The organism is Elioraea tepidiphila DSM 17972 (genome assembly GCF_000378465.1).
Taxonomy (GTDB): domain Bacteria; phylum Pseudomonadota; class Alphaproteobacteria; order Acetobacterales; family Acetobacteraceae; genus Elioraea; species Elioraea tepidiphila.
In genome coordinates this window covers 1-26,088 of record NZ_KB899936.1, presented here as the reverse complement: position 1 = coordinate 26,088, position 26,088 = coordinate 1, and the positions used below count along the sequence as shown (strand labels likewise).

Annotated in this window: 28 protein-coding genes; 20 read left to right on the top strand and 8 right to left on the bottom strand. The window is 70.5% G+C overall.

The genetic code is table 11. The features are described 5' to 3' along the window. The first annotated feature begins 23 nt into the window (after window positions 1-23). The 3 genes from F563_RS0118000 to F563_RS0117990 are packed head-to-tail and all read left to right on the top strand — an operon-like array spanning window position 24 to window position 2,784. Window positions 24-965: an ABC transporter permease gene (locus F563_RS0118000; RefSeq protein WP_019016088.1), complete on the top strand. Its 942-nt coding sequence runs from the start codon at window positions 24-26 to the stop codon at window positions 963-965. After that, window positions 962-1,828, top strand: a complete 867-nt coding sequence (locus F563_RS0117995) for an ABC transporter permease (protein WP_019016087.1) — start codon at window positions 962-964, stop codon at window positions 1,826-1,828. Before F563_RS0118000 ends, F563_RS0117995 begins: the two co-directional genes overlap by 4 nt. Beyond that, on the top strand, window positions 1,825-2,784 hold the full coding sequence (locus F563_RS0117990) for an ABC transporter ATP-binding protein (protein ID WP_019016086.1): 960 nt from the start codon (window positions 1,825-1,827) through the stop codon (window positions 2,782-2,784). The genes F563_RS0117995 and F563_RS0117990 overlap by 4 nt, the downstream gene beginning before the upstream one ends. 136 nt (window positions 2,785-2,920) lie before the next feature. On the opposite strand, the gene F563_RS0117985 is transcribed toward F563_RS0117990, so the two are convergent. Next, window positions 2,921-4,027, bottom strand: coding sequence for a serine hydrolase domain-containing protein (locus F563_RS0117985; protein ID WP_019016085.1), 1,107 nt, complete (start codon window positions 4,025-4,027; stop codon window positions 2,921-2,923). Between the two features lie 84 nt (window positions 4,028-4,111). Here F563_RS0117985 and F563_RS0117980 point away from each other — a divergent pair, with 84 nt between their 5' ends. From F563_RS0117980 to F563_RS0117965, 4 genes are read left to right on the top strand one after another with little or no spacing between them, the layout of a single operon-like run. Continuing rightward, window positions 4,112-5,029, top strand: coding sequence for an ABC transporter permease (locus F563_RS0117980; protein ID WP_019016084.1), 918 nt, complete (start codon window positions 4,112-4,114; stop codon window positions 5,027-5,029). After that, window positions 5,026-5,859 (top strand): ABC transporter permease, encoded by an 834-nt coding sequence (locus tag F563_RS23195; RefSeq protein ID WP_019016083.1) that lies wholly within the window; start codon window positions 5,026-5,028, stop codon window positions 5,857-5,859. The genes F563_RS0117980 and F563_RS23195 overlap by 4 nt, the downstream gene beginning before the upstream one ends. Beyond that, window positions 5,856-6,851 (top strand): ABC transporter ATP-binding protein, encoded by a 996-nt coding sequence (locus F563_RS0117970; protein WP_019016082.1) that lies wholly within the window; start codon window positions 5,856-5,858, stop codon window positions 6,849-6,851. Before F563_RS23195 ends, F563_RS0117970 begins: the two co-directional genes overlap by 4 nt. Beyond that, on the top strand, window positions 6,848-7,804 hold the full coding sequence (locus tag F563_RS0117965) for an ABC transporter ATP-binding protein (RefSeq protein WP_019016081.1): 957 nt from the start codon (window positions 6,848-6,850) through the stop codon (window positions 7,802-7,804). The genes F563_RS0117970 and F563_RS0117965 overlap by 4 nt, the downstream gene beginning before the upstream one ends. Window positions 7,805-7,808: 4 nt before the next feature. On the opposite strand, the gene F563_RS0117960 is transcribed toward F563_RS0117965, so the two are convergent. From F563_RS0117960 to F563_RS0117950, 3 genes are all read right to left on the bottom strand, one after another. Next, window positions 7,809-8,039 (bottom strand): hypothetical protein, encoded by a 231-nt coding sequence (locus tag F563_RS0117960; RefSeq protein ID WP_019016080.1) that lies wholly within the window; start codon window positions 8,037-8,039, stop codon window positions 7,809-7,811. Window positions 8,040-8,122: 83 nt separating this feature from the next. Beyond that, entirely contained in the window at window positions 8,123-9,646 is a 1,524-nt protein-coding gene (locus F563_RS0117955; protein WP_019016079.1) for an ABC transporter substrate-binding protein, read from the bottom strand. 163 nt (window positions 9,647-9,809) lie between these two features. Next, the gene (locus tag F563_RS0117950) at window positions 9,810-12,779 is read right to left on the bottom strand and encodes a type ISP restriction/modification enzyme (protein ID WP_019016078.1); all 2,970 of its coding nucleotides are present in this window, start codon (window positions 12,777-12,779) and stop codon (window positions 9,810-9,812) included. Between the two features lie 256 nt (window positions 12,780-13,035). Between F563_RS0117950 and F563_RS23190 the strand changes: the two genes are divergently transcribed. The 5 genes from F563_RS23190 to F563_RS0117925 all read left to right on the top strand — a co-directional run bounded on the left by F563_RS23190 (window position 13,036) and on the right by F563_RS0117925 (window position 16,478). Beyond that, complete coding sequence (locus F563_RS23190; protein ID WP_019016077.1) at window positions 13,036-13,296, top strand: hypothetical protein; 261 nt, start codon at window positions 13,036-13,038, stop codon at window positions 13,294-13,296. A 166-nt stretch (window positions 13,297-13,462) separates the two neighbouring features. Further along, window positions 13,463-14,260, top strand: coding sequence for an ABC transporter permease (locus F563_RS0117940; RefSeq protein WP_019016076.1), 798 nt, complete (start codon window positions 13,463-13,465; stop codon window positions 14,258-14,260). Window positions 14,261-14,312: 52 nt separating this feature from the next. After that, window positions 14,313-15,002 (top strand): lipid-binding SYLF domain-containing protein, encoded by a 690-nt coding sequence (locus F563_RS0117935; protein WP_019016075.1) that lies wholly within the window; start codon window positions 14,313-14,315, stop codon window positions 15,000-15,002. Between the two features lie 40 nt (window positions 15,003-15,042). Next, window positions 15,043-15,543: a YcgN family cysteine cluster protein gene (locus F563_RS0117930; RefSeq protein WP_019016074.1), complete on the top strand. Its 501-nt coding sequence runs from the start codon at window positions 15,043-15,045 to the stop codon at window positions 15,541-15,543. Next, on the top strand, window positions 15,540-16,478 hold the full coding sequence (locus tag F563_RS0117925; RefSeq protein ID WP_019016073.1) for a dihydrodipicolinate synthase family protein: 939 nt from the start codon (window positions 15,540-15,542) through the stop codon (window positions 16,476-16,478). Before F563_RS0117930 ends, F563_RS0117925 begins: the two co-directional genes overlap by 4 nt. A 46-nt stretch (window positions 16,479-16,524) precedes the next feature. On the opposite strand, the gene F563_RS0117920 is transcribed toward F563_RS0117925, so the two are convergent. The 4 genes from F563_RS0117920 to F563_RS0117905 form a co-directional block, all read right to left on the bottom strand. Continuing rightward, window positions 16,525-18,366 carry a carbamoyltransferase family protein gene (locus tag F563_RS0117920; protein WP_019016072.1) on the bottom strand — a complete coding sequence of 614 codons (1,842 nt, stop codon included), beginning with the start codon at window positions 18,364-18,366 and terminating at the stop codon, window positions 16,525-16,527. Window positions 18,367-18,374: 8 nt separating this feature from the next. Beyond that, the gene (locus tag F563_RS25255) at window positions 18,375-18,524 is read right to left on the bottom strand and encodes a DUF5989 family protein (protein WP_019016071.1); all 150 of its coding nucleotides are present in this window, start codon (window positions 18,522-18,524) and stop codon (window positions 18,375-18,377) included. 9 nt (window positions 18,525-18,533) lie between these two features. Then, a complete protein-coding gene (locus F563_RS0117910; RefSeq protein WP_019016070.1) occupies window positions 18,534-18,971 on the bottom strand; it encodes a hypothetical protein in 438 nt (145 codons plus the stop codon). A 151-nt stretch (window positions 18,972-19,122) separates the two neighbouring features. Further along, window positions 19,123-19,458 (bottom strand): DMT family transporter, encoded by a 336-nt coding sequence (locus F563_RS0117905; protein ID WP_019016069.1) that lies wholly within the window; start codon window positions 19,456-19,458, stop codon window positions 19,123-19,125. A gap of 195 nt (window positions 19,459-19,653) precedes the next feature. Here F563_RS0117905 and F563_RS0117900 point away from each other — a divergent pair, with 195 nt between their 5' ends. From F563_RS0117900 to F563_RS25435, 8 genes are all read left to right on the top strand, one after another. Then, complete coding sequence (locus tag F563_RS0117900) at window positions 19,654-20,409, top strand: metal ABC transporter ATP-binding protein (protein ID WP_019016068.1); 756 nt, start codon at window positions 19,654-19,656, stop codon at window positions 20,407-20,409. Between the two features lie 5 nt (window positions 20,410-20,414). Next, window positions 20,415-21,269: a metal ABC transporter permease gene (locus tag F563_RS0117895; RefSeq protein WP_019016067.1), complete on the top strand. Its 855-nt coding sequence runs from the start codon at window positions 20,415-20,417 to the stop codon at window positions 21,267-21,269. A 14-nt stretch (window positions 21,270-21,283) separates the two neighbouring features. Then, complete coding sequence (locus tag F563_RS0117890) at window positions 21,284-22,201, top strand: metal ABC transporter substrate-binding protein (protein WP_019016066.1); 918 nt, start codon at window positions 21,284-21,286, stop codon at window positions 22,199-22,201. A gap of 95 nt (window positions 22,202-22,296) precedes the next feature. Beyond that, window positions 22,297-23,283, top strand: a complete 987-nt coding sequence (phnD, locus tag F563_RS0117885) for a phosphate/phosphite/phosphonate ABC transporter substrate-binding protein (protein ID WP_019016065.1) — start codon at window positions 22,297-22,299, stop codon at window positions 23,281-23,283. A 63-nt stretch (window positions 23,284-23,346) separates the two neighbouring features. Then, the gene (gene phnC, locus F563_RS0117880) at window positions 23,347-24,171 is read left to right on the top strand and encodes a phosphonate ABC transporter ATP-binding protein (RefSeq protein WP_026299691.1); all 825 of its coding nucleotides are present in this window, start codon (window positions 23,347-23,349) and stop codon (window positions 24,169-24,171) included. A gap of 4 nt (window positions 24,172-24,175) precedes the next feature. Continuing rightward, entirely contained in the window at window positions 24,176-24,979 is an 804-nt protein-coding gene (gene phnE / locus F563_RS0117875) for a phosphonate ABC transporter, permease protein PhnE (RefSeq protein WP_019016063.1), read from the top strand. Then, complete coding sequence (gene phnE, locus F563_RS0117870; RefSeq protein ID WP_019016062.1) at window positions 24,979-25,797, top strand: phosphonate ABC transporter, permease protein PhnE; 819 nt, start codon at window positions 24,979-24,981, stop codon at window positions 25,795-25,797. The genes phnE (F563_RS0117875) and phnE (F563_RS0117870) overlap by 1 nt, the downstream gene beginning before the upstream one ends. Window positions 25,798-25,889: 92 nt before the next feature. After that, window positions 25,890-26,088 (top strand): helix-turn-helix domain-containing protein (locus F563_RS25435; protein ID WP_026299690.1); only part of this gene is annotated, 199 nt, incomplete at its 3' end.

Genomic DNA, 26,088 nt, shown 5'->3' with positions numbered 1-26,088 from the left:
GCGCGTCCGCCCGGGGGACGCCGATGATCGGCTTCGTGGTGCGGCGGCTGATGGCCGCCGCGCCGACGCTGATCGCGGTGCTGACGCTGGTGTTCGTGATCGTCCGCATCGTGCCGGGCGATCCGGCGCTGGTGATCCTCGGCGACCAGGCGACACCCGAGGCGATCGCGGCGCTGCGTGCACGCCTCGGCCTCGACCGCCCGCTGCACGAGCAGTACTTCGAGTTCCTGTTCGCCTCGCTCACCGGCGATTTCGGCACCTCGCTCGTGACCGGACGGCCGATCGTCAGCGAGGTCGCGGCAGTGCTGCCGCACACGCTTGATCTCACCGGGGCGGCGATGGTGATCGGCACCGTCGTCGGCGTGCCGGTCGGCATCTGGGCGGCGCTGCACCGCAACCGCGCGATCGATGTCGCCGCGCGCATCCTGTCGCTGCTCGGGCTCTCCTTCCCGGTGTTCGTCTCCGGAATCTTCCTGCTCCTGCTGTTCGCGCTGCACTGGAAGATCTTCCCGGTGATCGGCAACGCCAATCTGGCCGACCCGGTGGACCGGCTGCACAAGCTCGTCCTGCCCGCGATCACGCTCGGGCTGGTGATGGCCGCCTACATCACCCGCGTGACGCGCAGCGCGATGCTGCACGTGCTGTCCGAGGACTTCATCCGCACCGCGCGCGCCAAGGGCGTGCCCTGGCGCGCGGTGGTGTGGAAGCACGGGCTGCGCAACGCGCTGATCCCCGTGGTCACCGTGGTCGGGCTCTATGTCGGCATCCTGATCGGCAACTCGGTGCTGACCGAGATCGTCTTCAACCGCCCGGGCCTCGGCAAGATCATCGTCGGCGCGCTCAACCAGCGCGACTACTCCATGCTGCAGGGCCTGATGGTGATCTACTGCTTCCTGATCGTGGTGGTGAACCTGATCACCGACCTCACCTACGGCCTGATCGATCCGCGGGTGAAGCACGCATGAGCACCGCCGCGGTCGTGGCCGTCTCGCCGGTGCGCCGGGCGGTCGCGCGCTTCCTCGCCAACCCGACCACCGGGATCGGCATCATCCTCTGCATCCTGGTCGCCCTCTCGGCGATCCTCGCGCCGATCCTGTCGCCGCACGATCCGATCGAGCAGGACGTCATCGCCCAGCTGAGCCCGCCCAGCGCGACCCACCCGCTCGGCACCGACTATTTCGGCCGCGATGTGCTCTCGCGCATCCTCTGGGGCGGGCGGATCAGCCTGATCGTCTCGCTCACCGCGATCGCCGCGGCGATCGTGATCGGCGGCGCGATCGGCATGGTCTCCGGCTACATCGGCGGCCGGTTCGACAACTTCGTCATGCGGGTGATGGACGTGCTGCTGTCCTTCCCCAGCCTGATCCTCGGCCTGATCGTGGTCGCGCTGCTCGGCCCTGACCTGGTCAATCTCGTGGTCGCGATCGGGCTCACCGCGATCGCGCCCTTCGCGCGGATCGCCCGCGCGCCGGTGCTGGCGCTGAAGGAGCGCGCCTTCGTCGAGGCCGGCCGCGCGCTCGGCTACAGCCATGCGCGCATCCTGTTCGTGCACATCCTGCCCAACATCCTCTCCGAGGTGCTGGTGATGGGGAGCCTCTGGATGGCCACCGCCGTGCGCACCGAGGCCTCGCTCTCCTTCATCGGCCTCGGCGTGAAGCCGCCCACGCCGACCTGGGGCGGGATGATGCGCGACGGGTTCGAGAACATCCTCGACGCGCCCTGGCTCCCGATCTTCCCCGGCGTCGCGATCCTGCTGCTGGTGCTCGCGCTGAACATGGTGGGCGACGGGCTGCGCGACGCGACCGATCCGAAGCTGCGCGCCGAATGACGACGCTGCTCGACGTCGCCGGTCTGGTGAAGCACTTCACGGTGACGAAGGGCTTTCCGCGCCCGGTCACGACCACCGTGCGCGCGGTCGATGGCGTGTCGTTCTCCGTCCGTCGCGGCGAGGCCTACGGGCTCGTCGGCGAGAGCGGCTGCGGCAAGTCCACAGTCGCGCGCGCCGTGCTGCGCCTGATCGAACCGGATGACGGCACGGTGCGCTTCGACGGCGCGGATGTGCGCGCCGCCCGCGGCGAGACGCTGGCGCGGCTGCGCCGGCGCATGCAGATCATCTTCCAGGACCCGTACTCGTCGCTCAATCCGCGCCGCACGATCGGCCAGGCGCTCACCGAGCCGATGCGGGTGCACGGGCTCGCCTCGGGACGCGCGGCGCGCGACCGCGCGGCCGCCCTGCTCGACGAGGTCGGCATGCCGCCCTCGGCGCTCGATCGCTACCCGCACGAGTTCTCGGGCGGCCAGCGCCAGCGCATCGGCATCGCGCGTGCGCTCACGGTCGAGCCGGAGCTGCTGATCGCCGACGAGCCGGTGAGCGCGCTCGACGTGTCGGTGCAGGCGCAGGTGCTGCTGCTGCTGCGCGACCTGCAGAAGCGGCGCAACCTGGCCTTCGTGTTCGTCAGCCACGATCTCGGCGTGGTGCGCTGGTTCTGCGACCGCGTCGCCGTGATGTATCTGGGGCGCATCGTCGAGGAGGGCAGTGTGGGCGAGGTGTTCGCCGAGCCGCTGCACCCCTATGCGCGGGTGCTGCGCGACGCCTCGCCCGTGCCCGATCCGTCCGGGCGCGGGGCGCTGCCGCGCATCGTCGGCGAGATTCCCTCGGCGGCGAACCCGCCCGCAGGCTGTCATTTCCACCCGCGCTGCCCGCATGTCCGCGACGCGTGCCGCGCGGCCTATCCGGGGTGGCGGCGGCGGGGCGAGCGGGGTGCGGCCTGCGTGCTGGTCTGAGCGGGGATGTTCATACCCGGCGCACGAGGGTTTCACCTTCATGTGCCGGGTATGAGGTTCCTTCAGCGCGCAGCCGCCACACCAGCCCTGCGCGCGATACCGTCCGGACAAAGGTCAGACCTTTGACCGGACGGTATCAGTCGCGCACGGCCGCGACCACGCGCGCCGCGTAGCCGGCGAACGCCTCCGGGTCGAGCCAGCGCGTCACCGACACGAGCTCGCGCTCCGGGTCGATCCAGGTGACATGGCCGCCGGCGCCTGAGGCGAACAGGCTGCGCGGGGAAGCGGCCGGCGCGCGCGCCCCGTCGGTGTTCAGCCACCACAGCAGGCCGTAGTCGGGCTTGAGCGCGCAGGGCGCGGCGATCGCGTCGAACCAAGGCTCCGCGATCAGCTGCCGCCCGTCCCAGCGCCCGCGCCGCGCGACCAGCAAGCCGATCCGCGCCTGATCGGCCGCACCGATGAAGACGCCGCCGCCCCAGTGACCGCCGCCGGGGACCGAGGGCATCTCCTCCCCGTCGATCGTGACGCGCGCGGTCTCGTAGGCGTGCCAGGCCCAGTCGCGGCTCGCGCAGATCGGCTCCATGATCCGCGCGCGGAACACCTCCGGCAGCGGGCGGCGGAACAGATGCAACAGCGCGAGGGAGAGCGCGTTCACCCGCACGTCGTTGTATTCCCAGAACGTCCCCGGCGCGCGCAGCGGACGCGCCTCGCCCTTCTTCGCCTTCCCCTCGCGCTTGAGGTCGCGGTTGCGGTCGATCACATCCGACTTGCCCCAGAGCGTGCCCTCCCACTCGGAGGTGAGGGTCAGCATCTGGCGCCACGTGACGATGCCGTTACGCGGGCCCTCGAAATGGGGCGAGCGCACGCGCGCCGAGATCGGCTCGTCGAGATCGGGGATCAGGCCGTCGCCATGCGCGAGCCCGGCGAGCAGCGACAGGTAGGACTTCGCGACGCTGAAGGTCATGTCCGCGCGCGCCGTGTCGCCCCAGGACGCGACCACCGCGCCGCGGCGCAGGATCATCCCGGCCGGACCGCCGCGCGGCGCCACCGGGCCGAGGATCGCGTTGTCCGGCGGCGGCTCGAAATACCCGCTCTCCAGATGCGCGCGCAGGTCGCGCGGCCAGGGGGTCTCGTGCGCCGCGGCGAAGCGCACGGCCTCGGCGAGGCGCTGCCCGTCGAGGCCGTACGCGGCGGGGTCGGCGGGGGCAAGCGGGACGGCGGTGTCGGCAGGCGCGTGGGGCATCGCGCGGAGGTAGCAGAGACTCCCCGCCCCCGCCATCCATCCGCCGCCTTGCCGATACGCGCGCCCCCCCGTAGCTTGGCCGCAATGCTGTCCTTCCTGTTCCGCCGCACGGCCCTTGCGGTGCTGGTCGCAGTGACGGTGCTGACCTTCGCCTTCGTGCTGACGCGGCTCGCCGGCGACCTCGCGATCGTCATCGCGGGCCCCGAGGCGCGCGCCGAGGATGTCGAGGCGATCCGCCGCGCCTACGGGCTCGACCGGCCGGTGGTGATCCAGTTCTTCGACTGGGCCTGGCGCGCCGCGACCGGCGATTTCGGCGAGAGCTTCTTCTTCCGCGAGCGGGTCTCGACGCTGATCTGGCAGCGCCTGCCGGTGACGCTGACGCTCGGCGTCGTTGGCATCGGCATCGCGCTGGTGGTGGCGATCCCGCTCGGCATCATCGCGGCGCTGCGCGAGAACACCTGGATCGACCGCGCGGTCGGGCTGGTGGCGATGGTGGGCCAGGCGTTGCCGTCGTTCTGGCTCGCGCTGCTGCTCATGCTGTTCTTCGGGCTGCAGCTCGGCTGGCTGCCGATCTCGGGCACGGGCTCCTGGGAGCACTATGTCATGCCCGGGATCGTGCTGTCGTTCTCGGCCATCCCGGCGCTGATGCGGCTGACGCGCGCCGGCATGATCGACGCCATGTCGTCGGACTACATCCGCACCGCGCGCGCCAAGGGCCTGTCGCGCTCCTCGATCGTGCTGAAGCACGCGCTGCGCAACGCGGCGATGCCGGTGGTGTCGATCTCGGCGGTGCAGCTCGGCTTCATGCTGGGCGGCTCGATCGTGATCGAGACCGTGTTCGCCCTGCACGGCATCGGCTTCCTCGCCTGGGAGAGCATCAGCAAGAACGACTTCCCGACCGTGCAGGCGGTCGTGCTGCTGTTCGCCGTCATCTACATCGTGCTGACGCTGATCGCCGACGTGGCGAACGCGGTGCTCGACCCGAGGCTGCGCGCGTCATGAGGGTGCTGCGCAATGCCGGCCTCGCCTTCGGCGCGCTGGTGGTCGGCTCGGTGCTGTTCTGCGCGGTGTTCGCGGAACTGCTGATGCCGCATGACCCGTTCGCGCAGGACCTGACGCGGCGGCTGCTGCCGCCGTTCTGGATGGAGGGGCACGATCCCGCGCATCTGCTCGGCACCGACCAGCTCGGGCGGGACTATCTCTCGCGGCTGATCCTGGGCGCGCGCATCTCGATGCTGATCGGCGTCACCGCGGTGATCGTCTCGGGGCTGATCGGCATCACGATCGGCGTGATCGGCGGCTTCTTCGGCGGGCGCGTCGACGACGTCGTGATGTTCATCATCACCACCCGGCTCGCGATCCCGCTGATCCTGGTCGCCCTCGCCGTGGTGTCGCTGGTCGGCTCCTCGCTGACCGTGGTCGTGCTCACGCTCGGCCTCCTGCTGTGGGACCGCTTCGCCGTGGTCGCGCGCACGACGACGATGCAGGTGCGCACGCTCGACTACGTCTCGGCCGCCTGGGCGGCGGGCTGCTCGCGCGCCTGGATTCTCGGCCGCGAGGTGCTGCCCAACATCCTCTCCCCGCTCGCGGTGGTGGCCACGCTCGAGATGGCGCTCGCGATCCTGCTGGAGGCAGTGCTCTCCTTCCTCGGCCTCGGCGTGCCGCCGCCCCTGCCCTCCTGGGGGCTGATGATCTCGGAGGGCAAGGAGTACATGTTCTTCGATCCGTGGGTGATCTTCGTGCCCGGCATCACGCTGTTCGTGCTGGTGATGGGGATCAACCTGCTGGGCGACGGGCTGCGCGACATGGTCGGGGCGAGCCAGGTGCGATGAGCGCGGCGCGCGGTACCGCCCTGCTGGAGGTGCGCAACCTGCGCATCTCGTTCGGCTCGCTCGCGGCCGTGCGCGGCGCCGACCTCACCATCTACCGCGGCGAGACCCATTGCGTGGTCGGCGAGTCCGGCTGCGGCAAGAGCGTCACCGCGCTCGCGGTGATGGGCCTGCTCGCGCGCAACGGTGTGCGCGAGGCCGATCGGCTCGCCTTCGACGGCCAGGACCTGCTGCGCCTCTCGGAATCGCAGCTCTCCAGGCTGCGCGGCGACCGGATGGCGATGATCTTCCAGGAGCCGATGACCAGCCTCAATCCGGCCTACACGGTCGGCTCGCAGATGGCCGAGGTGTACCGGCGCCATCGCGGCGGGACGCGCGCCGAGGCGCTCGACCGCGCCGAGGACCTGCTGGGGAAGTGCCGCGTCACCTCGCCGCGGATGCGGCTCGGCCAGTATCCGCACCAGCTCTCCGGCGGGCTGCGCCAGCGCGTGATGATCGCGATGGCGCTGATGTGCGACCCGGAACTGCTGGTCGCCGACGAGCCGACCACCGCGCTCGACGTCACGGTGCAGGCGCAGATCCTGCGGCTGCTGATGGACCTCCAGCGCGATCTGGGGCTGGCGCTGATGCTGATCACGCACGATCTCGGCGTGGTCGCGCGCATGGCGCACCGCGTGTCGGTGATGTACGCGGGCGAGGTGGTGGAGTCCGCGCCGGCCGAGCAGTTGTTCGGCGATCCGACGCATCCCTACACGCGCGGCCTGCTCGCCTGCGTGCCGGTGCCCGGCAAGGTGCGGCGCGACCAGCCGCTCGGCGCGATCCCCGGCGTCGTGCCGCGCATCGGCCACCGCTTCGAGGGCTGCGCCTTCCGCGACCGCTGCGGCCAGGCCCGGCCCGACTGCGCGCGCACGGTGGCGTGGCAGGCGAACGGCGAGCACGGCTATCGCTGCGTGCTGCCGCCGGACTGGACCGGCCCGGCGAGCCTCGCCGCGTGAGCGCGCCGGCGATCGAGCTGCGTGACCTCACGCGGCATTTCCGCGTCAAGACCGGCCTGTTCGGCGAGGCGAGGCACGTCGTCGCGGTGGACGGCGTGTCGTTCTCCGTGCCGGCGGGCGGCGTGCTGGGCGTGGTGGGCGAGTCGGGCTGCGGCAAGTCGACGCTCGCGCGCGTGATCCTCGGCCTCCTGCCGGCGACCTCCGGCGACGTGCTGGTGGACGGGCAGCGGCTCTCGGCGTTGGACCGGCGCGCGCGCGCGCGGCTGATCCAGCCGGTGTTCCAGGACCCGTTCTCCTCGCTCAACCCGCGCCGGCGCATCCGCGACATCGTCGCCCTGCCGCTGGTCGCGCAGGGCGGGATCGCGGAGGCCGAGATCCGCCGGCGCGTGGACGAGGGGCTGGAGCGGGTGGGCCTCGACCCGGCGATGGGCGAGCGGCTGCCGGCCCAGCTTTCGGGCGGGCAGCGCCAGCGCGTGGCGATCGCCCGCGCGCTCGTGCTGCGCCCGCGCATCGTCATCTGCGACGAGCCGACCAGCGCGCTCGACGTCTCGGTGCAGGCGCAGATCCTGAACCTGCTCGCGGAACTGCGGCGCGATCTCGGCCTGACCTATCTGTTCATCAGCCACAACCTCGCGGTGGTGGAGCATGTCGCGACCGAGGTCGCGGTGATGTATCTCGGCCGGATCGTCGAGCGGCGGCCGACCGAGGCGCTGTTCGCCGCGCCCGAGCATCCCTACACCAAGGCGCTGCTGGCCTCGGTGCTGACGCCGGAGCCGGGGCTCGGCATTCCCGATGTCGGCCTGGGCGACCTGATGCCCGACCCGGCGAACATCCCGCCCGGCTGCCGGTTCCATCCGCGCTGCCCGGTGGCGGTGGAGCGGTGCCGGACGGACCCGCCCAGGCCGCGCACCGGCCGCGGGATCGAGGTGGAGTGCCACCTCGCGACGGTCTGAGCCGTCAGGCGGCGCGCTTCGCCAGCGCCGCGCGGCCGGCCGCGGTCGCCGCCACCTGCACGCTGCCGTCCGCGCCGTGCTCGAACGCGACGAGGCCGCGCTCCACCGCCTCCTCCCACACGGCGAGGCGCGGGCAGGAGGTGCGCCACGCCTCGATCACCTCCGCGTAAGCGCGCGGGCGCGCGGCCACGAACGCCACCAGGTCGAGGATCAGCGGCTCGATCGATCCGGACATGTCACGGATTCCGTCGTGCCGGCGGCGCAGCGGCGTGCCCGGCGCCGCGAGGGCATCTTCCCTCGCGGCGCCGGAACGTCACGTCAGTTCCACTTCGAGCGGTACCAGCGCGGCATCTCGTCCGGATACGGCGTGAAGTCGAGATCCCGCGTATGCGCGTAGTAGGACACGTAGGTGAACAGCGGAAGCCAGTAGGCCTGCTCGGTCGCGCGCCGGATCACGTTGCGGTACGCGGCCAGCCGCTTCTCCGGGTCGTTGGTCGAGCCGCCCTCCTCGAGCCAGCGGTGGATGTCCGGGTCGCGCGAGTAGTCATCGTTCGCGCCACGGCCCATGAAGTTCGGCATGATCGCCGAGACGTCGTTGATCGAGTAGCTGCCCCAGCTTCCCATGTAGAGCGGCGTGGTGCCGGCCCAGGAACGCTGGATCACCGCCTGCACCTGGAGCTGGCTGACGCGCGCGCGCACGCCCACCGCCTGCAGGTAGCCCTGCACCGCCGCCGTCCACTGCGTCGGCTGGATGTAGCTGACGAGCTCGGTCTCGAACCCGTCCGGGTAGCCCGCCTCGGCGAGCAGCCGCTTCGCCTTCTCGGGGTCGTACTCGTACACGACAGCGGCTTCCTGGTCGCAGCCGAACTGGGTCGGGAAGCACGGCGCATCGGGCACACGCGAGCCGCCGCGCACCAGCCGCTCCGCCATCTCCTTGCGGTTGACGGCATGCCAGATCGCCTGGCGCACCTTCTGCTTGGTCAGCGGGTTGTCCGCGCCGGTGCGGCCGGCGGCGTCCAGCATCAGGAAGGCGACGCGCATCGTCTCCTGCTGCTGCGCGGTCAGGCGCGGGTGCTGGCGGATGCGCTCGAACTGGTCGGGATTGAAGTTCCAGATGTAGTCGGCGCGGCCGGCCAGCAGCTCGGTCATCTCGGTCGCCGCGTCGGGCACGTAGCGGATCTGGATCTTGCCGATCGCCGGGCGCGGCTTGGGTGCGCCCTCGTAATAGCCGTCCCAGCGCTCGAGATCGACCTGCTTGGCCTGGTCCACGCGCACGATCCGGTACGGCCCGGTGCCGACCGGTGCGCGGCTGAAGCCCTCGGGCCCGACCCGCTCGCGATACGCCTTCGGATAGATCGGGGTGACGAAGGCGAGATACTGCAGCGCGGCGGGGAACGGCGCCTTGAGGTGCAGCCGCACCGTGAAGTCGTCGATCTTCTCGGCGCGGGCGATCCAGTTGTAGTTCGCCGGCGTGGCGACCCGGCTGTCGGGGTTCGACACCAGGTTCAGCGTGTAGACCACGTCATCGGCGGTGAACGGGTCGCCGTTGTGGAAGCGCACGCCGCGGCGCAGGTCGAACTCGATCGTGACGTCGTCGATGAAGCGCCAGGCGGTGGCGAGGGCGGGCTTCAGCACGAAGCCGTCGGGGTCGCGGTAGATCAGCCCGTCGAAGGTCTGATGCGCCAGGATCAGCCCCGAGCGCAGCGAGTTGTAGTAGGGATCGACGTTCGTGACGGTGCTGCGCTCGACCACGCGAAGCGTGTCGGCCGATTTCTGCGCGACCGCGGGCATGGCGAAGCCCGCGAGAAGCGTCGCGGCAAGCAGGGTGCGTCGTAGGGTCATTGCCTTGTCCTCTCCCAGCGTTGCGTGAATGCGGATGCTAGCCCCCGCCGGCGCGGGGGAACAAGGGATGGGGGGCGCGCGGGCATGGCCCTTGGGCCGCAAGGGGTTCTGTTGGATGAGGGGAAGCGCCATTGGCCCTTCCCCTCAAACGCCCCATCCCGGTTCAGGAGGGGCGGTTCGCCTGGGCGCAGGCGCGATAGTTGGCATCGAGCGCCGGGGCCATGAGCCGCAGCGCGGCGGGCCGGCGCGCCGTGTCGCGCACGTAGCGGAGTTCCGCCGGCGTCAGGGCGCGGCCGAGCAGCGGGCGCTCGCGGTAGGAGGAGACCCACTTCTTCAGCACCTGATAGCCGCCGATGGTGAAGGACCAGACGTGCTCGGGGATGTTGCGCCAGTACGCGGAGTCGTTGAGGACCACGTCGAGGGTGCGGGGGCCGAGCAGGGCGGCGTGGGCGGCGGTTTCGGCCTCGTCGGCGGCGGAGTCGCGCAGCAGGTCGGCGCGGCCGGGCAGCGGGATGCGCGGCCAGTCGCCGCGAATGCCATGCTCGTTCTCGGCGAGCCAGGCGGGGCTGTAGCCGATCGCGAGCGCGTGCAGCCAGGGGAGGACGGCGGTGTCCCGGTCACTGTCGGGATCGGGCAGGCCGAGCGCGGCCAGCCAGGCGCGCGCGGGCGCGGAGAGGTTGGCGCGCGTGGCGTCGCCGTCGTGGAGGAACATCGGCGTGTAGTACGCGTGGCCGCGCAGCGCATCATTGTCCCCGAGCACGTTGGTCCAGGCCAGCGGAACCCCTTCCGGGTTCGCGACCCCGGCCGGCCGCGTGGCGAGGAACCCGCCGGCGGTCGGAAGCTGGCGCAGCAGATCGGGGCGCGCCCGGTTCCATAACGGTACATGTGCGACGGCGTAGGCGAAGCCGACATCAAAGGGGCGGACGAAGTATCGCGTGATCGCTTTGTCCTGAAAGTGCGATCTGGCAACAGCATCCCGTCGGATCGCAGTCGGATTGAAGCTCGCATATTTCAGGCTCAATCCGCCGATGGCGGATTCCACCTCGTGCCAGGATCGTTGCGGATCGAAATAGGTGCGCATGCGCGCGGCGAGGGCGGCGCAATCGTCGTCGATCAGCGCGCCGCCGCGCTTCTCCATCAACCCGTTGAAGGGCGGGCGGGCCGAAAGTTCTGTCACGCGCGGCCACGACGCGTAGGCGCCGCCGACCTCGCCCGGCCGGAAGGCGAAACGGTTCTCGGCGGTCGGCACCGCTTCCGTGTACCGCGCGTCGAAGTCCGCTGCCTCAAGGCTTTCGAGCAGTTCCTCGCGCTTCCGCTCACCCCAGAGGTCGCGATACCGCGCGCGGGGCTCGGCCCTTCCGCCCCGCTTCACCATCAGCGCGATCGCGGTGCCGACCTGAATGCCCTCGCGGTTCGCCTCCGTGCTGAACACCGACGGGTCCGGGCTGCCGTCCGGCGCCACCTTGCCGGTCTCGAACTTCGAGCCGTTCAGGTTGTCGATCCAGATTCGGTCGAACCGGCTCAGCAGGCGCTCGCGCATCACCACGAAGGACGGATACCAGAGCCAGGAATGGTTGCTGATGAAGCACACCACGCCGCGGCCGGTCTGCTCGGCGATGCGGCGCTCGGCGACGCGGAAGAAGCGCACATAGAGGTCGTCGAGGTTGAACTTGCGGATGCCCCAGAGCTTCTGCAGCCCCTCCTTGTAGGGCGCGACCAGCCCGCCCTCCTCGGCGGGGCTGGTGCCGGCGAAGGCGTTGTAGGGCGGGTTGCCGAGGATCACGAGGATCGGCCGGTCGCGCTTCACGCGCCGCGCCGCGTCGCGCTCCTCCGCCAGCGGCGGGAACACCAGCTTCAGCCCGGCCTGCCCGCCCTCCGCCGCCTCCTTCTGGCCGTCGGCCGACCCGGGGTCTCCCGCCTCGGCCCAGCCCGTCAGGGCGTTGGTCAGATAGACCGCGGCGCGCTCGGACTCGGCGAGCGGCGCGCCCGCCTCGCGCAGCAGATGCCCGACCTGCCAATGCGCGATCACATAGGGCGCGGGCATGATCTCGAACCCGGCGATGCGCGAAGTTGCGGCCTTCTTCAGGTCCTCCGCGATCAGCGCGTCCTCGCCCTTCGCCGCCAGCGTGCGGCGGATGCGCGCCAGCACCTCCACCGGATAGGCGCCGGTGCCGCAGCACGGATCGAGCACCCAGACATTCTCGTCCGCCAGCCCGTCGGCGAGGCCGAGCTCCTCGCGCAGCACGCGGTCCACCCGCTCGACCATGTAGCGGACGATCTCGCGCGGCGTGTACCAGACGCCGAGCTGGCGGCGCAGCTCCGGATCGAACGCCTGGAGGAACGGTTCGTAGAAGTACCGCACCGCCTCGGCATCGCGGAACGCCCGGAAGAACGCGTCGCGGTCCACGCGGTTCAGCGCGTCTGCCGCCCAACTCATCGGCTCCTCGAGGCCGAGCGGCTTCAGCTTGTCGCGCGTGGCGATCTGCTGGAACAGCGTCGAGACGAAGGGTACGTGCAGGTGCCAGCCGGCGGCGCGCCAGTCGAAGGGCTTGCCCTCGCGCGCGGTCTCCACCCAGGCGCTGAACAGGCCGTAGAACAGGGTCTGCACCAGGGTGGAGCGGAACAGGTGCTCGCCCCTCGCCTCGTCGAAGGTGAGCCCCAGCGCCTCCTGCAAGGCGCCCCGCAGCGCCGCGAAGGCCGGCAGCGCGGCCCGCTCCTCGACGCGCGCGAGCGCGTCGCGGGCATAGGAGGCGAGGAAGAACGCCACCTCCTCGGGCCGCGCCAGCGCCGCCTGGTGCAGCAGCACGCGCTGGAGGAAGTCGGCGAAGCGGGTGGCGAGGCCCACCGGCCGCTTCGTGGACCGGGCGAGCGCGAAGAACGCCTCCGCGTCGGCGCAGTCGAACGAGAACCGCTCGCGCTCCTCGACCCCGTTCGCGCCGCGGCCGAGCAGGACGAAGTCACGGTAGTTGGTGACCAGGACGAGGCCGTATTCGGCGAGGTAGCGCTTCACCTGCGCGCTGTTCCGCTTGGTCGCGAGCGGGGTCGGGATGTCGTCCACCTCCACCACGCCGCGATCGGGCGGGCGGCCCTGGGGCCAGTCGGCGAGGTCGAGGCCGCGCCGGGCGACGAACAACCCCAGATCGGGGAAGCCCGCGCCGCGGTTGCGCAGATTCTGGATGCAGAAGACGCGCGGCTTCAGCGTCTGGCCGACGGCGTTCAGGGCGCCGGCGAGCGCGCCGTAGTAGCTGATCTCGCGGGTGCCGGCGGCGGTGTCGCGGATGCGGGCGATCGCGTTCAGTTAGTCGGAGAGGATGGTCCGGCTCATCGGTGGCAGGCTGCGCGAGGGGAGCGGCGTTCCGCAAGGGCGAGGTGGGCGGTATCCTCCGCCAATGCCGCGAGTCGCCCAGCCCGACCTGTTCGCCCCCGCGCCCGCGCCGGCGCCCGACGAGACGCCACCGCTCGACGAGCTGCGCGCGATCCTCGCCCGCGTGCGCGCGGCCGACCGGCTCCCTTTCGCCGATGCGGCGGCGGCGATGGCGGAGGAGCTGCGCGTGGTCGGGCTCGGGCGGCGCGCCGGGCCGGAGGGGGCGGCGCTGGCCTCGGCGATCCTCGACGAGATGGAGCGGCTGCACGCGCTGACGGATCGGTGAGCGCGGCGGGCCGCGTCCGATCCTGACGCAGGCGCGCGCTACCCTGCGCGCGCCACCCCGCCGTGACCCCTCCCTGCATCGCGCGAGGCCGCTTAAAGGCTTAAAGTCTTAAAGCTTAAAGTGACGCGTCGCCCGAGGCGGCGCCCATCCCGTCCGTGAGGGTGCCATGACCGGTGCGCCGCGCCGCATCTGGGGGCTGATCTACCGCCATCTCGCGCTCTACCGCCGCTCCTGGCCGCGGCTGGTGGAACTCGCCTACTGGCCCGTGCTGCAGATGTGCATCTGGGGCTTCGTGACCGAGTTCATGGTGCGCCAGTCCGGCTGGGCGGCGGCCGCCTCGGGCGTGCTGATCGGCGCGGTGCTGCTCTGGGAGGTGTGCCTGCGCAGCCAGATGGGCTTCGCGATCTCGTTCCTGGAGGAGGTGTGGTCGCGCAACCTCGGCAACCTGTTCGTCGCCCCGATCCGGCCCTGGGAGCTGGTCGGCGGGCTGATCGCGATGAGCGTGCTGCGCATGCTGGCCGGGATCGTGCCGGCGATCCTGCTGGCCTGGGCGCTCTACGCCTTCGACATCCTCGCGATCGGCCCCGCGCTGCCGCTGTTCTTCGCCAACCTGATGGCGATGGGCTGGGCGGTCGCGGCGGCGGTCACGGCGATGATCCTGCGCTACGGCGCCGGGGCCGAGGCGCTCGCCTGGTCGGTGCTGTTCGGGCTCGCGCCGCTCTCGGCGGTGTTCTACCCGGTCGCGGTGCTGCCGCCCTGGCTCCAGCCGGTGGCGCTCGCGATCCCGGCGACCCACGTGTTCGAGGGCATGCGCGCGGCGCTGCTGGAGGGGCGGTTCGCGGCCGGAAACCTCGCCGCGGCGACGGCGTTGAACCTCGTGTGGCTGGGAGCCGCGGCAGCGCTCTTCACCGCCGTGTTCCGCACCGCCCGGCGCAAGGGGCTGCTGCTGAACGTGGGCGAGTGAGGCCGTGCTAGGCTTGCCGCCGATTCGCGCCACCCGGCAGAAGGAGGTTGGCATGTCTTGGTCTCTCACCCGGCGCGGGCTCGCGACCGCTTCCGTCGCGGCGCTGCTGCTTCCCGCGGCCGCGGGCGCGCAGGCCGACCAGCAGGCACTGGTCGATCGCGCCACGCTCACCGTGAACGAGCTCCTCGGCGGCGAACACGGGGCGGATGCGCGCACGGTGCTGCGCCGCGCGCGCGCGGTGATGATCTTCCCGCGCGTGTTCCGCGGCGGCTTCATTCTCGGCGGCGAGGGCGGGTCGGGCGTGCTGCTGGCGCGCGACGGTGCGGGCAACTGGTCGAGCCCGGCCTTCTACGGCATGGGCGGGGGCAGCCTGGGGCTCCAGATCGGCGTGCAGGACAGCCAGGTGATGCTGTTCATCATGAATGACCGGGCGCTGAACGCGATCCTGCAAAGCCAGTTCAAGTTCGGCGCCGATGCCTCCGTCGCGGTCGCGCATATCGGCGCCGGCATCGCCGGCGGCACCACCGCGGCGCTCCGCGCGGATGTGGTGTCGGTGGCGAAGTCGCGCGGGCTCTATGCCGGCGTGTCCCTCGAAGGCTCGATCCTGGCGCGCCGGAACGAGGAGAACGCCGCCTATTACGGCCGGCCGGTCAGCGTCGAGCAGATCGTGCTGACCATGGAGGCGCACAATCCGGGTTCGGACAACCTGCGCGCCGCTCTGATCCGCTGGAGCCAGGAGTAGCGCTTTCCCCGCCGTCCCGGTCGGCGTAGCGTCGGGCGCGATGTCGGACGTCACGCCGTTCTGGGACGCGAAGCCGCTGGAGCAGCTCTCCCCCTCGGAGTGGGAGGCGCTGTGCGACGGCTGCGGCCGCTGCTGCCTGCACAAGCTGCGCGACCCCGATGACGGTGCGCTCACCTATACCGGGGTCGCGTGCCGGCTGCTCGATCTCGAGCTCTGCCGCTGCACCGACTACGCGCGGCGGCACGCGCGCGTGCCCGACTGCGTGCGCCTCACACCCGAGGAGGTGCACCAGGCCGACTGGCTGCCGCCCACCTGCGCCTATCGCCTGCGCGCCGAGGGCAAGCCGCTGCCGTGGTGGCATCCGCTGGTCTCGGGCGATCCGGAGAGCGTGCACCAGGCCGGCATCTCGGTGCGCGGTAGGGCGATCTCCGAACGGGTGGCAGGGGCGCTCGAGGATCATGTCGCCTCCTGGCCGCGGCGCTGGCCAAAGGGGGCGAAGGGCGCTAAGCCGCCGCCGAGCGAAGGGAGAACCCGCCCATGACGATGCTGGACGACGCGATCTACGGCGGCGTGAACGCCGCGGTGCTGACGCCGATGACGCCTGACTACGCGCCGGATGTCGCACTCATGGCGGGGCATTGCCGCTGGCTGCTCGCCAATGGCTGCGACGGGCTCGGCGTGCTCGGCACCACCGGCGAGGCGAACAGCTTCTCGGTCGCCGAGCGGATCGCGGTGATGGAGGGGCTCGTGCAGGCCGGGATTCCGGCGGCGAAGATGATGCCCGGCACGGGCTGTGCGGCCTTCACCGACAGCGTGGAGCTGACGAAGACGGCCAAGGCGCTCGGCTGCCCGGGCGTGCTGATGCTGCCGCCCTTCTACTACAAGAACCCCTCGGAGGACGGTCTGTTCGCCTATTTCTCCGAGGTGATCCAGCGCGTCGGCGGCGGGATCAAGGTCTATGTCTACAACTTCCCTCAGCAATCCGCGGTGCTGTTCTCGCTCGACCTGATCGGCCGGCTGATGAAGGCCTATCCCGGCACCATCAAGGGGGTGAAGGACAGCTCGGGCGACTACGCGAACATGAAGGCGATGATCGATGCCTTCGCCCGCGATGGGTTCGAGGTCTATTCCGGCTCCGACGAGTTCCTGCTGCGCATCCTGCGCGACGGTGGCGCGGGCTGCATCACGGCGGCGTCGAACGTGAACTGCCCGGCGGGCGGGCGCGTGGTCGCGGCCTTCCGCAGGGGCGACGACGCGGCCGCCGAGGCCGCGCAGGCGGTGCTGACGGCGACCCGCAAGGTCTGCACCACCGTGCCGCTGATCGGGGGCCTGCGCGAGATCGTCGCGCGCGCCACCGGCAATGCGGCCTGGCGCACCATCCGGCCGCCGAACATGCCGCTGAAGACCGAGCAGGTGGGGCCGTTCCTTGCGGCGTTCGACGCGACCGGCATCGGCGGACTGAAGCTCGCGGCCTGATCGGAGAGAGGGCCGGCGTCGCGGTGCAAAGTCGCGCGCGGCGACGTCAGTCCAGCTCGAACCGGTCCTTGTAGTCGAGGCGCAGCGCCGGGTTCTGCTCCTCCCTGCGCAGCAGGCAGCGCCCGACCGCAAGGGCGTCGATTTCGGTCCCCATGAAGCAGCGGAAGGCGTCCTCCGGCGTGCAGACGATCGGTTCGCCGCGCACATTGAAGCTCGTGTTGACCAGGATCGGACAGCCAGTCAACGACTTGAACCGGCTGATGAGGGCGTGGAACAGCGGATTGGTCTCGGCATGCACGGTCTGGATGCGTGCCGAGTAGTCCACATGGGTCACCGCGGGCACGTCCGAGCGCGGCACATTCAACTTGTCGATGCCGAACAGCGCCCGCTCAGCCGTTGTCATCGCCCGGCGTCGGTCCTCACGCACCGGGCTCACCAGCAGCATGTAGGGACTGTCGGCGTCCAGCTCGAACCATTCGGCGAGATCCTCGCGCAGCACGGCCGGGGCGAAGGGGCGGAAGCTCTCGCGGAACTTCACCTTCAGATTGAGCTGCTTCTGCATCGCCGGCGAGCGTGGGTCAGCGAGGATCGAGCGCGCGCCAAGCGCGCGCGGGCCGAACTCCATCCGGCCCTGGTGCCAGCCCAGCGCCTGCCCTGCGGCGAGCATGCGGGCGCAGGTTTCGACGAGGCCGGTCTCATCGAGCACGGTGAACACGGCGCCGGCATCGGCGAGCCGCCGCTCGATCTCCGCCTGCGGGAAGGCGGGGCCGAGATAGGCGCCCTCCATGGCGTCTCGCCGGTTCGGCGAGGTGATGCGGGGCTGGCCGAGATACTGGTACCAGACCGCCAGCGCCGCGCCGAGCGCGCCACCCGCATCGCCCGCCGCGGGCTGGATCCAGATGTCGTCGAAGATGCCCTCGCGCGCGACCTTGCCGTTGGCCACGCAGTTCAGCGCCACGCCGCCGGCCAGGCAGAGCTTGCGCTGGCCCGTCTCCGCGGCGAGCGAGCGCGTCAGGCGCAGCACGATCTCGTCGGTCACGGCCTGGATCGAGGCGGCGAGATCCATGTGGCGCTGCGTGAGCAGTTCCTCGGGCATGCGCGGCGGGCCGCCAAACAGGTCATGGAAGCGGTCGTTCGTCATCGTCAGCCCGGTGCAGTAGTCGAAATACTGCTGGTCGAGCCGGAACGATCCGTCCGGTTTCACATCGACGATCCGGTCCATGATGAGGTCGGCGTAGCGCGGCTCGCCGTAGGGGGCGAGCCCCATCACCTTGTATTCGCCCGAGTTGACCTTGAACCCGGTGTAGTAGGTGAAGGCCGAGTAGAGCAGGCCAAGCGAATGCGGGAAGTGCAGTTCCTTCAGCACCTCCAGCGTATTCCCGCGGCCAATGCACGCCGAGGTGGTGGCCCATTCGCCGACCCCGTCCATGGTCAGCACCAGGGCCTCGTCGAAGGGCGAAGGAAAGAAGGCGCTCGCGGCGTGGCTCTGGTGGTGCTCGGTGAACAGCAGCTTGGCGTCCCACTCGCCCTTGCCGCCGATCGCGGCCAGCTCGTCGATCAGCAGGCGCTTCTGGAACAGCTTCTCGCTGAGCCACACCGGCAGCGCGGTGCGGAACGAACGGAAGCCGCGCGGGGCGAAGGCGAGATAGGTCTCGAGCAGGCGCTCGAACTTCAGGAACGGCTTCTCGTAGAAGACGATGTGATCGATCTCGCCGAGCGCGAGACCAGCCTCCTCGAGACAGTAGCGGATCGCGTTGGCAGGAAAGCGCGGGTCGTGCTTGCGCCGCGTGAACCGCTCCTCCTGCGCTGCCGCGACGATGGCGCCATCGGCCACCAGGGCCGCCGCGCTGTCATGGTAGAAGGCGGAGATGCCGAGGATGCGCCCCATCGCTCGCGCTAGAAGAGCGTATAGACGAAGGGCGCGACGGCCGATCCCTTCGCCAGGATCAGCAGGCCGCCGAGCAGGATCATCACGACCAGCATCGGCATCATCCAGATCTTTCGCCTGGCCCGCAGGAACGACCAGAGCTCGGCAAGGAAGGTCATGCGCGCTTCTCAGAACTGACGGGTCATGGTGCGGCTCGGCGGCTCTCCGGCAGCCCGCCGCGCCCAGTAGCTGTCCCTCGCCGGGTCGGGCGCCTTCGGGAAGACCTCCGCCTTGCCGAAGCCCCGGCGGATCAGCGCGGTCGGCACGACCGTCACCCAGAAGACGAGGAACATGATCACGGGGCTGATCACATGGTGCAGCAGCAGCCCGAACCTGAACCACAGCAGGTTCAGTGGCCGCAGCGCCTCGGGCCTGACGCTCGCGACCCCGCCGAGGAGCACCGCCGCGCCGCTCGGCAGCAGCGCTGCGGTCCACCAGCCGCGCCAAGCGAGCCAGAGGGCGACGAGCAGGAAGACCACGCAGAACACGATGGCGAAGGAGCGCTCGCTCGGCGGCTTCGGCCCCTCGCTGTCGACCGGCGCGTCCAATGCCCCGACCTTGCTCATCGACCGATACCCCTCCGACAGCCGCCCGACCAACGCCCCGGATGAACCGGCCGCGCCCCCGGCCCGCGGCAGTCGCCATGCGCAATCGCCTGCGGTCGGCTACCCCAGGCGCCCTGGAGTCGCAAGCGCGAACAGGGCGCCCTCGAGGTGATCATCCCGCACCCTTCACGCTCGCCGAGAACAGGTTCAGTACAACGACGCCGCCGAGGATGAGCCCGATGCCGATCAGCGCCGGCGCATCCAGCGCCTGGCGAAATACGAGCCAGCCGATCAGGGCGATGCCGACGATGCCGACCCCCGACCAGATCGCATAGGCGACCCCGACCGGGATGGTGCGCAACGCGATCGAGAGCGCGTAGAACGCCACCGCATACCCGGCGACCACCAGCAGGCTCGGCCAGAGCCGGGTGAAGCCGTCTGAGGATTTCAGCGCCGCGGTAGCGATCACCTCGCAGACGATCGCGACGGCAAGGGCGAGTTGGGGCATGGCGGCTCCGGATGAGCGTGCGGCGGGCCAGGATCGCATGACGCCCGCGAGTCCCGGGCTGGCGTCCCGTGAATTGTCATGTTATATAATAACTATGTACCCACCGTTCTCGCTTACCACCGGTGCCGGCCGTCGGCTTGCGCTCACCGCGCCGCTGTTGGCCGCGCTGTGGGGGCTCGTGCTCTGGGCGATGGCATGAGCGCGCCGATCCGCCTCGCCGACGTGACCGTCGCCTATCGGCGGCATCCGGCCGTCCACCACGTCACCGGTGAGTTCGCGCCCGGCAGCATGACCGCGATCGTTGGCCCGAACGGTGCGGGCAAGACCACGCTGCTGCGCGCGCTGATGGGCGAGGTGCCGACCGATCAGGGGCGGATCGACCGCGGCGGCATCGATCCGCGCGCCATCGCCTATCTGCCGCAACAGGCCGCTCTTGATCGCGGCTTCCCGCTTGCCTGCGCCGAGGTCGTGGCGATGGGGCATTGGGGCCGCGTCGGGCCGTTCCGCCGCATGACGCCAGAGGCCTCCGGTCGCACGGCCGAGGCCCTTGCCGCGGTCGGGCTTGACGGCTTCGCGCGCCGGCCGATCGCCACGCTCTCGGCCGGGCAGTTCCAGCGCGTGCTGTTCGCGCGGATGCTGCTGCAGGACGCGCCGGTGGTGCTGCTCGACGAGCCCTTCACCGCGATCGATGCGCGCACCACCGCCGATCTGATGCGGGTCGTGGCACGCTGGCATGGCGAAGGGCGCACTGTGATCGCCGTGCTGCACGATCTGGAGATGGTGCGCGCCCACTTCCCCGACGCCCTGCTGCTCGCGCGCGAAGCGATCGCCTGGGGACCGACACCCACGGCGCTCTCCTCCGCCAATCTGTTCCGTGCCCGCATGATGGCCGAGGCCTGGGATGAGACGGCCGAGGTCTGCGCGCACGACGAGACGCGCCGCGCGGCCTGACGGCCATGTTCGAGCCGTTCTTCGAATTCGCGTTCATGCGCCGTGCCCTGGTCGGCTGTCTTGCGCTCTCGCTGTCCGCTCCGCCGCTCGGCGTGTTCCTGGTGCTGCGGCGGCTGTCGCTGATCGGCGATGCGCTCGGCCACGCGATCCTGCCCGGTGTGGCGTTCGCCGTCGCCGTGTTCGGGCTCTCGCTGCTTGCGATGAGCGTGGGCGGCGTGCTGGCCGGTCTGGCGGTGGTGCTGGGCGCGGGGCTTGCCGCGCGCGGCACGGCCTTGCGCGAGGACGCCTCGCTCGCCGGGTTCTACCTGGTCGCGCTGGCCCTTGGCGTGGCGATCGTCTCGGCGAGCGGCGGGCGGATCGACCTCATGGCGCTGCTGTTCGGCGCGGTGCTGGCGGTGGACGATCCCGCGCTGCTGTTCATGGCCGGCACGGCGAGCGTGACCCTGATCGCGCTGGCCGTCATGTGGCGGCCGCTGGTGATCGAGACCTTCGATCCAGGCTTCCTGCGCGCGGCGCGCGGCCGGGGCGCGGTCTGGCATCTCGGGTTTCTCGCCCTCGTGGTGCTGAACCTTGTCGCAGCCTTCCACGCCCTCGGCACGCTGATGGCAGTGGGGCTCATGATGCTGCCGGCCACCGCCGCGCGGTTCTGGTCGGCCTCGCTCGGCGGGCAGGTGGTCGCGGCCGCGCTGCTGGCGATGGTCGCCTCGGCGACCGGGCTCACGCTCTCGTTCCACGCCGACGTGCCGACCGGCCCCGCGATCGTGCTGACCGCCGGCGCGCTCTGGCTTGTTTCGCTCGCGGCCGGACCTCAGGGCTCCCTGCTCGCGCAGGTTCTGCGCCGACCGCACTACGCAGGCTGAACACGGAGGATGCCATGCTGACACGACGTCATGCCCTGCTGGGCACCGCGGCGCTCTCCGTCGCGGCAACGCACGCCGGCGCGGCCGAGCCGATCCCGGTGGTCGCGTCGTTCTCGATCCTGGCCGACTTCGTGCGCGAAGTGGGTGGCGAGCGTGTGCGCATCGACACGCTGGTCGGTCCGGGCCAGGACGCGCACCTGTTCCAGCCCGCGCCGGGCGATGCGCGCCGGATCGCCGCCGCACGCGTGGTGGTGCTGAACGGGCTCGGCTTCGAGGGCTGGATGACTCGGTTGATCCGAGCGGCGAACTTCCAGGGCACGCAGGTGGTGGCGAGCCAGGGCATCCGCACGCTGCGCGCCGAGCATGGGCATTCCCATGGCCATGGGCACGGACACAGCCACGGCCACACCGATCCGCATCTCTGGCAGGACCCGAAGCGGGCGCAGGTGATGGTCCGGCGCATCGCCGCCGGCCTCTCTGCCGCCGACCCCGCCGGCCGGGTGGCCTATGAAGCGAATGCGGCGCGCTACAACGAACGGCTCGAGGCGCTGCACGGCTGGGTCGAGGCGCAGTACGCGGACATTCCCCGCGAGCGGCGGCGGATCGTCACCAGCCACGATGCCTTCGCCTATTACGGCGAGCGCTACGGGATCGACTTTCTGGCCGCGCAGGGTGTCACGACCCGCGGCGAGCCGTCGGCGCAGCACATCGCCCGGCTGGTGCAGCAGCTCCGGCGCGAGCGCATCACCGCGATCTTCATCGAGGGCATGGCGAACCCGCGCATCCTGGAGCAGGTCGCCGCCGAGTCGGGTGCGCGCATCGGCGGCACGCTCTACTCTGATGCGCTCTCCGCGGCGGACGGTCCGGCGCCGACCTACGAGGCGATGATCCGCCACAACACGAACCGGATCGTCGAGGCGCTCGCGGGCTGAAGCGCGGCGGCGAGCCGATTGTCATAAATCTGTCATATGTCATTCTCCCCGATGCTGCCGCCGGGAGCCGCTCGGCGACGACGGGAGGAACGACCATGACGGAGACAACGCGCCGCCTCGCACTCGCCGGGCTGCTGCTGGGCGGGTTCGCGCTGACACCCCTGACCGCCGCCGCGCAGGACTGTCCGCGCGGCACGCTCGATGCCCGGTTCTGCGACCGCGACGGCGATCTCGTCGCCGATGTGCCGACGGAACCGCGCCAGCTCACCGATCCGCGCACGCTGGTCTTCGCCTACACGCCGGTCGAGGACCCGGCGGTCTATCGCCGCGTCTGGGCCGAGTTCATCGACCATCTCGCCAAGGCCACGGGGCGACAGGTGCAGTTCTTCCCGGTGCAGTCGAACGCCGCCCAGATCGAGGCGATGCGCGCGGGGCGCCTGCACGTGGCCGGCTTCAACACCGGGGCGGTGCCGCTGGCGGTGAACTGCGCCGGGTTCGTCCCCTTCGCCATGATGGCCTCGAGGGACAACGAGTTCGGCTACCATATGCAGGTGATCGTGCACCGCGACAGCCCGATCCAGCGGATGGAGGATCTGCGCGGACGGCTGGTCGCATTCTCCTCGCCCACCTCGAACTCCGGCTACAAGTACCCCTCCTGGCTGCTGCGCGAGCAGTTCGGTCTGCAGGAAGGACGCGACTACCGCACCGCCTTCTCCGGCCGGCACGACAACTCCGTCACAGGCGTCGCCAACAAGGACTACGACGCCGCGCCGATCGCCGATTCGGTGATGTTCCGCATGTTCGAGCGCAACGTCGTGCCGCGCGATGCGCTGCGCTCGATCTACAAGTCCGATCCGTTCCCGACCACGGCCTACGGCGTGGTGCACAATCTCCACCCTGACCTCCAGGCCAAGATCCGCGAGGCGTTCTTCAACTTCCCCTGGGAAGGGACGGCCCTCTACGCCGAGTTCCAGCGGAGCCAGCCGCCGGTGTCGAAGTTCATCCCGATCACCTACAAGGAGTATTGGAAGGTGATCCGCGATGTCGATACCGCCTCCGGCGTGAGCTACACCTGCCGCTGACCCACGATCGCCTGCGGGGCGGCCATGGATGGCGGCCGCCTCCGCCTCGTCCGGAGTGACCCGATGCTGGTGATCGAGGGCCTGACCAAGCGTTACGCCACCGGTGATCTCGCCCTCGACGACGTGTCGCTCACCGTGCCGAAGGGCCAGGTGATGGCGCTGATCGGCCCCTCGGGCGCGGGCAAGTCCACGCTGATCCGCTGCGTCAACCGCCTGGTGGAGCCGACCGCCGGGACGATCCGGCTCGGTGAGACCGTTCTCACCGCGCTCGGCGATCGCGCGCTGCGGCGCGCGCGGCGGCGCATGGGCATGATCTTCCAGGAATACGCCCTGGTCGAGCGGCTGAGCGTGATGGAGAACGTGCTCTCCGGCCGGCTCGGCTATGTCGGGTTCTGGCGCTCCTGGTTCCGCCGCTTTCCGCTCGCCGACATCGAGGAGGCGTTCCGCCTGCTGGCACGCGTGGGCCTCGATCACATGGTCGACAAGCGCGCGGACGCGCTCTCGGGCGGGCAGCGCCAGCGTGTGGGCATCGTGCGCGCGCTGATGCAGGACCCCGAGTTGCTGCTGGTGGACGAGCCGACCGCGAGCCTAGACCCGAAGACCAGCCGCCAGATCATGCGGCTGATCATCGAGCTGGCGAAGGAGCGGGGGCTCGCCGCGATCATCAACATCCATGACGTCGCTCTGGCCCAGCAATTCGCCGAGCGGATCGTCGGGCTGCATGCCGGGCGGATCGTGTTCGACGGCCCGGCCTCCGACCTGACGCCTGAGGTTCTCACGACGATCTACGGCGAGGAGGACTGGTCGGCGACCATCCGCAAGGCCGAGGACGACGACGAGGACGAACCGCCCGCGGTCGAGGCGGCACGGATCGCCGCGGCGGACTGATCGGATGGACGCCGCTGCCGCCGCGCGCGCCTGGCGCCCGCCGCCGCTGATCGAGGCGGCGTGGCTGCGCTGGGCCGTCTATGGCGGCGCACTGCTCTATGCCGTGCTGGCACTCGGCACGCTGGAGGTGAACTGGACGCGCGCGGCCGAGGGGCTGGAACGCGGCGGGCGGTTCCTGGGAGCGTTCTTCCCGCCGGACTTCGTCACGCACTGGCTCGAGATCGAGGAGGGGCTGCTCGAGAGCCTGACCATGACGGTCACCTCGACGGTGTTCGGCGTGATCCTGTCGGTGCCGGTCGCGCTCGGGGCGTCGCGCAATCTCGCGCCGATGCCGATCTACCTGTTCTGCCGGGGCCTTATCGCGGTCAGCCGCACCTTCCAGGAGATCATCATCGCCATCCTGTTTGTGGCGATGTTCGGCTTCGGCCCGCTCGCGGGCATGCTCACGCTCGCGTTCTCGACCATCGGCTTCATGGGCAAGCTGCTCGCCGAGGACATCGAGGACATCGAGAAATCGCAGGCCGAGGCGGTGCGGGCGACCGGCGCCTCGTGGTTCCAGCTGCTCGCCTGGGGCATCCAGCCGCAGGTGCTGCCGCGCTTCATCGGGCTTTCAGCCTACCGCTTCGACATCAATTTCCGCGAGAGCGCGGTGCTCGGCCTCGTCGGCGCCGGCGGCATCGGCGACACGCTGAACTCCTCGCTCGACCGCTACGAGTTCGGCACCTCGGCGGCGATCCTGCTGATCATCATCGCGATCGTCATGGTCTGCGAATACACGAGCGGGTTCATCCGCCGGGCGGTGCAGTGATGCCGGTGATCGCGAACGGCGACGGCGCGAAGGTCTGGATGCGGCGGACCACCGCGGCGGATCTCACCGCCTGGTTCGGCTGGCTCGCCGGCGTGGCGCTGACGGTTCTGTGCTTCCAATTCATCAGCGACCAGACGATCTGGGCATTCGTGTGGGATGCGCCGCGGCAGGCGGCCGATCTGCTCGACCGGGCGTTTCCGCCGCGCTGGTCCTATGCGAACCAGCTCTGGCGGGCGATGTGGGACACGATCAACATCGCCACGTTGGGGACGGTGCTGGCGATCGCGATCGGCGTGCCGGTGGCGTTCCTGGCCGCGCACAACACCACCCCGTCGGTCGTGCTGGCGCGGCCGGTGGCGCTGTTCATCATCGTCGCGTCGCGATCGGTGAACAGCCTGATCTGGGCGCTGATCCTGGTGATCATCTTCGGCCCCGGCATGTTGGCGGGCATCCTGGCGATCGGGCTGCGGTCGATCGGCTTCATCGGCAAGCTGCTCTACGAGGCGATCGAGGAGATCGACGCCTCGCAGGTGGAGGCGGTCACGGCGACCGGTGCCGGGCGCGCGCAGGTGCTGGCCTGGGGGATCGTGCCGCAGGTGATGCCTGCCTTCGCCGGCATCAGCGTGTTCCGCTGGGACATCAACATCCGCGAGGCGACGGTGCTCGGCCTCGTTGGCGCCGGTGGCATCGGCATGCAGCTTCAGGCGAGCATCAACACGCTCGCTTGGCCGCAGGTGACGATGATCCTGATCCTGATCCTGGGCACCGTCATCGTCAGCGAGTGGCTCTCGGCGCGGGTACGCCACGCGATCATTTAGAGCCTGATTCCTTCTGGTGGAATCGGATTGGGTGTTCCGGCGCGTTTGGTTTTCTGATTCAAGCTGCTGGCTGGGCTGGAGGCCAGCAGCCGATGACCCGAGCCCTGTCCTGTGATCTGCGTGATCGCGTCGTGGCGGCCATGCGGAATGGCGCGAGTTGCCGCGAGGCGGCCAAGCTGTTCTCGGTGAGCGTGGCGAGCGCGGTGCGTTGGTCGCAGTTGTATCGCGCGACCGGCAGCACGGCGCCGCGGCCTCATGGTGCGCGGCGACGCCCGGTCTTGCTGCCGGAGC